Raw genomic sequence first — 427 nt, forward strand, 5'->3', positions numbered from 1 at the left:
ACTTCCTTTCAGTAAAAGAGCGGCAGAACATAAGGAAATGCGAGGGCGACCAGCACGAGAGCCACCACAATCCAGAAGATGATCTTGTAGCCGGTCCTCACGCTGGGGACCGCGCACATGTCGTTCGGATCGCAGGCGTGGGCTGGACGGAAGATGCGTCGCCATGCGAAAAACAGCGCGATCAGCGCCGCGCCGATGAAGATCGGCCGGTAGGGCTCCAGCACGGTCAGATTGCCGATCCAGGCGCCTGAAAACCCGAGCGCGACCAACAGGAGCGGACCGAGGCAGCAAGCTGACGCCAGGATCGCGGCGATGCCGCCCGCAGCCAGCACACCGCGCCCCTTTCCAGGCTCCACCAAGGGCGTTTCCGACATATGTTTCCTTTCACGAATCGGCTTGTCGAGGTAAGGCTACCTCCGGACTTAGG

At 61.4% G+C, this 427-nt stretch carries 1 protein-coding gene; it reads right to left on the minus strand.

Translation table 11 applies throughout. The features are described from left to right. Nucleotides 1-8 precede the first annotated feature (8 nt). Nucleotides 9-374: a mercuric ion transporter MerT gene (merT, locus tag KZZ07_RS26690; protein WP_428829678.1), complete on the minus strand. Its 366-nt coding sequence runs from the start codon at nucleotides 372-374 to the stop codon at nucleotides 9-11. Nucleotides 375-427: the final 53 nt, after the last annotated feature.

It is taken from the genome of Mameliella sp. CS4, from assembly GCF_019392335.1.
In the GTDB taxonomy this organism is placed as follows: domain Bacteria; phylum Pseudomonadota; class Alphaproteobacteria; order Rhodobacterales; family Rhodobacteraceae; genus Antarctobacter.

Excerpts from the sequence above, each read along its gene's own strand:
- merT (WP_428829678.1), bottom strand. The coding sequence starts at position 374 with ATGTCGGAAACGCCCTTGGTGGAGCCTGGAAAGGGGCGCGGTGTGCTG.